This window comes from Chryseobacterium sp. sg2396, assembly GCF_042610505.1.
Classification (GTDB): Bacteria; Bacteroidota; Bacteroidia; order Flavobacteriales; family Weeksellaceae; genus Chryseobacterium.
This window is the reverse complement of the sequence record NZ_JBHGAQ010000043.1, coordinates 1-4,181: the sequence shown is the minus strand read 5'-3', so window position 1 is coordinate 4,181 and position 4,181 is coordinate 1. Positions and strand designations below refer to the sequence as shown.

At 31.9% G+C, this 4,181-nt stretch carries 6 protein-coding genes and 1 pseudogene; all 7 read left to right on the top strand.

Annotated elements, in window-relative coordinates; all coding sequences use genetic code 11:
* Positions 1 to 807, top strand: an 807-nt coding sequence (locus ACED20_RS21000) for a hypothetical protein (RefSeq protein ID WP_378106687.1), incomplete at its 5' end; no start/stop codon positions are given.
* A 26-nt stretch (positions 808 to 833) separates the two neighbouring features.
* Complete coding sequence (locus tag ACED20_RS20995) at positions 834 to 1,631, top strand: ankyrin repeat domain-containing protein (protein WP_378106685.1); 798 nt, start codon at positions 834 to 836, stop codon at positions 1,629 to 1,631.
* A gap of 143 nt (positions 1,632 to 1,774) precedes the next feature.
* Positions 1,775 to 2,560 (top strand): ankyrin repeat domain-containing protein, encoded by a 786-nt coding sequence (locus tag ACED20_RS20990; RefSeq protein WP_345766239.1) that lies wholly within the window; start codon positions 1,775 to 1,777, stop codon positions 2,558 to 2,560.
* 284 nt (positions 2,561 to 2,844) lie between these two features.
* Positions 2,845 to 3,027 (top strand): hypothetical protein, encoded by a 183-nt coding sequence (locus ACED20_RS20985; RefSeq protein WP_378106682.1) that lies wholly within the window; start codon positions 2,845 to 2,847, stop codon positions 3,025 to 3,027.
* Between the two features lie 36 nt (positions 3,028 to 3,063).
* Positions 3,064 to 3,651 (top strand): annotated as a pseudogene (locus ACED20_RS20980) (RHS repeat domain-containing protein); the annotation flags it as partial.
* Positions 3,652 to 3,785: 134 nt separating this feature from the next.
* The gene (locus ACED20_RS20975) at positions 3,786 to 3,962 is read left to right on the top strand and encodes a hypothetical protein (protein WP_378106680.1); all 177 of its coding nucleotides are present in this window, start codon (positions 3,786 to 3,788) and stop codon (positions 3,960 to 3,962) included.
* Positions 3,949 to 4,181 (top strand): hypothetical protein (locus ACED20_RS20970; RefSeq protein ID WP_378106678.1); only part of this gene is annotated, 233 nt, incomplete at its 3' end. The genes ACED20_RS20975 and ACED20_RS20970, both read left to right, overlap by 14 nt.

Below are 4,181 nucleotides of genomic sequence, written 5' to 3'. Positions count from 1 at the left end.
CCGTTGGCTGAGAAAATGAGAAAACATAGTCCTTACAACTATGCGTTTAATAATCCTACAGGCTTTATAGACCCTGATGGAAGAGAGGCGATGAAGCCTACGCCGAGAGAAGCTGCAGCGATGGCGGCTCACGTGTATGGCGATAAAAAAGACAATATCTTAATTGGCGGATGGCGAGTTTCTAATAGAAATTTTAGTAGGATTCAGCTAAATGATGAGTCATCTGGTTTTAAATCGCGGGTTTATGAACGTGTTGTAAATGGTAAAGTTACAGAATATTCTTATGTTACAGCTGGAACAGAACCTGGAGATGGAGGAGATATTAAAGAAGATGTTGTACAGGCAATGGTTCCTTATGCTCCTCAATACAAGTTAGCTGCAGAAAATTCAAAAGAACTGTCTAAACAATTAGGTAACATAGAACTGACCTTTGTAGGACATTCTCTAAGAGGCGGATTGGCATCAATGGGGGCATTGGTTACAGATCGGCCGGCAATTACTTTTAATGCCGCGGGACTATCCGACGAAACCCAATGGATGTATGGGGGTAAAAGCACGATGACGCGATCAGAATCTAAAATCGATGCTTATATTATGAAAACAGATCCTTTGAATAAAATTCAGAATAATTTTATTCTTCCCCGCGTTAACGGAAACAGGCATTATCTTCCGCAGACGCAAACACCTAAAAGCTTTTGGGGTCTTGAAGGACATTCTATGGACACTGTATTAAGAGAATTCAAAATAAATCCTAATGCAGGAAAAGGTTTTTTACGGCCAGGCAAACTAAGGCCTTCAGATTTTTAAACTTTTAAAGTAAAAAAAATATACATATGCTTAATAACAAGAATTTAATAAATATTGTTTTAATACTAAGTCTTTTATTGACATTTTCGTGCAATAAGATTAATCGGGACAAAGCAGTTGATAAAAGTAAATTGCTGGGAGCTGATTATCGATTATTTCAAGATACTCCTGCTTGGGAATTGGCAAAAGCAGTTTGGGATAATGATGTTGCTAAAATAGATGAAGAAGTAAATAAAAATCCACAAATTCTAAATTATCAAGATCCAAAATATGGAAAAACTTTATTGCATTTAAGTTCATACAATGATAACTATGAAGCGTTTAAAGAATTATTAAAGTTAGGGGCAAATCCTGATATCGCTGATTCATCTCATTGTACAACCCCATTAATTGAAATTGCTCAATCTTTCGATAATAAACTTAAATATGCAGAAGAATTGATTAAGTACAAGTCTGATATTAATTATATGGAATGTAATAATGGAAAGGAAGAACAAAAAACAAACGACACTGCTTTAATGGCCGCATCAGAACGTGGAAATTTAGAGTTAGTAAAATTACTTTTAAAAAATGGAGCTAAAATAAATTTTACTAATTCTAATGAAGAATATGCTTTGTCTGCTGCCGTGTTAGCAGATAAATATAATGTTATATTATATCTTTTACAACAAGGAGCAGATTGCAATAAGGTTTTGTATAAAAAGGGCGGAGCAGAAGATTTGAAAAATATTTACTTTAAAGACTGGATAAATGATGATGCCGACCATTCTGCAAAAGAATATTCTGCTATAGAAGAACTATTAAGGAAAAAAGGATGTTTATGATATTCTTGATCTATATAACGAAAGTATTATGTGAAATGATAGTAGAGTAATTCCAAATGCATGAACAGTTGTTAAAATCTACTCAGAATTAAACTTTAGATTTTATAAAGTTTAAATTGATATAAAAACTTAATAATAAAAATGTGAAAAGTGTCATATTGTTACTGGGTCTCCTAATTGTAATTTCTTGTAGTAAAATTATCCAAGATCAAAAAGTTGATAAAAGTAAATTGCTGGGAGCTGATTATCTATTATTTCAGGACACTCCTGCTTGGGAACTGGCAAAAGCAGTTTGGGATAATGACATTACCAAAATAGATGAAGAAATAGAGAAAAATCCACAAATCATAAATTATCAGGATCCAAAATATGGAAATACATTACTGCATATGAGCATTTATAATGACGATTATGCAGGGTTTAAAGAGTTATTAAGGTTAGGGGCAAATCCTAATGTTGCGGATTCTTTTCATTGTAGTACTCCTCTAATTGAAGCGTGTGAAAGTTTTGAAGATAGGACTAAATATGTTGCAGAGCTTATCAAATATAAAGCAAATGTAAATTATGTTGAATGTAATTCAGGAAAGGAGGAACAGAAAACAAATAATACACCTTTGATGCGAGCTTCTTTCACTGGAAACTTAGATGTTGTTAAGCTTTTAGTTAATAATGGGGCTAATATAAATTATAATGATAATACACAAGGTGGTGTAGCGATCGGATCAGCTGTATTGGCAAGTAATTATAATATAGTTTTATATCTTTTACAGAAAGGAGCAGATTGCAACGTTATTTTATATAAAAGGTATAACCCTGATGAAACCGAAACTCCTGTTTATTTAAAAGATTTATTGCAAGAAGATGAATTAAAATCTTCTAAAGAATATACTGAAATTATAAATATTTTGAAGGAGAAAAACTGCCTTTAATAATTATAAGCAATAATTTTTTAGTACACGTTGTACTTTGTTGGTACGAGCGTTTTGCTCGTGCCTGTAGATAAAATAAAACCCCATCGCAATTGCGGTGGGGTTTGTGTTATTAATTTTAATGAAAATATAGATTGCTACTAAAAACAATCAACCACTTAGGTGGTTACACCTATACGGAAACCGAGCTTGATTTTGCTGGCATATCAAAGCTTTCCAAAGCCTATTATTAAGAGTTGAATGGCTTCCAATATGAAAGCACGGCAACAGGAAAAAAAGGATCAATGGCTCTGGCTTTAAAATTTGTTCCAACAGCAGAGGGCTACTTTAATTTTGAAAATAATAAGTATATTTATAACTATACGGATCATTTGGGAAATGTAAGATTGAGTTATTTTAACAACGGGAGCAGCATAGAAGTTCTTGAAGAAAATAATTATTATCCCTTTGGGATGAAACATGAATGATACAATGGATTAGCCGGTAATTCTTCATACCAATACAAATACAATGGCAAGGAACTGCAGACGGAATCTGGAATGTATGATTACGGCGCAAGATTCTATATGGCGGATATCGGAAGATGGGGAGTTATAGATCCACTGGCGGAGAAAATGAGAAGGCACAGTCCGTATAACTACGCTTTCAATAATCCTCTGAAATTTATTGATCCTGATGGACTTGGTCCAAAAGATATTATTATTTTGACGGCAAATGGTTCTTTCAAAGCTTCAAAAGACATACTGTACAAAACAGAAATGGGAAAAGCTATTTGGGATAAATATGGAACAAGTAAAACTGACGACATTTATATTAACTCTAAAAACTTTGGTGCTAGTTCATCAGTAGCAGAAACACTTACTAATATCAAATCTTTAGGGTTTGCGAAAGATGGTAAAGTATCAATTCCTAAAGGATATTCTAATTCATCAGAATTTAACAATCTAGACATTTCTCAATCAGGCAATAAAAATGTACATTTAATTTCTTTAAATGAAAATTTTTTTAAAGAAAAGAGTAGTAATTCGAGAAATAGCGCAATAGTTGAAGATGGTACCGGTAATAAAATTAAAATTGGANTGTACATTTAATTTCTTTAAATGAAAATTTTTTTAAAGAAAAGAGTAGTAATTCGAGAAATAGCGCAATAGTTGAAGATGGTACCGGTAATAAAATTAAAATTGGATATAATAATTATGATTTAGCAGAAGCTGTATATCATGAAATGGACTCTCGTATAGAAAATACAACTGGAGATGCAGATAAGGATCATAAAATATATGGATCAGAAGACTTTAAATTAATATCCAAAAGAGAAGCCGGATCTAATTCAGAGAAAATAGTTAATCAACTTGTTCAAGTAAGAGAAGAAGAAAAGAAAAAAAGTAATGGAAAAAATTAAAAAGGGAATATTGATACATATATTAATATTATGTTTTGTAGGAACAATCAAAGGACAGATATTAGAAGTATACAGACCAATCATAGTGACTTATAAATCAGAAATTCTTAATAACAAAAAAATTGATATAGGGATATTTGATTATTTTAAGCAGGATACTTCCAAAATGAAGTATGAATATTTGAAATATGATTCTGATAAAGGGGTCTTATTAAAATA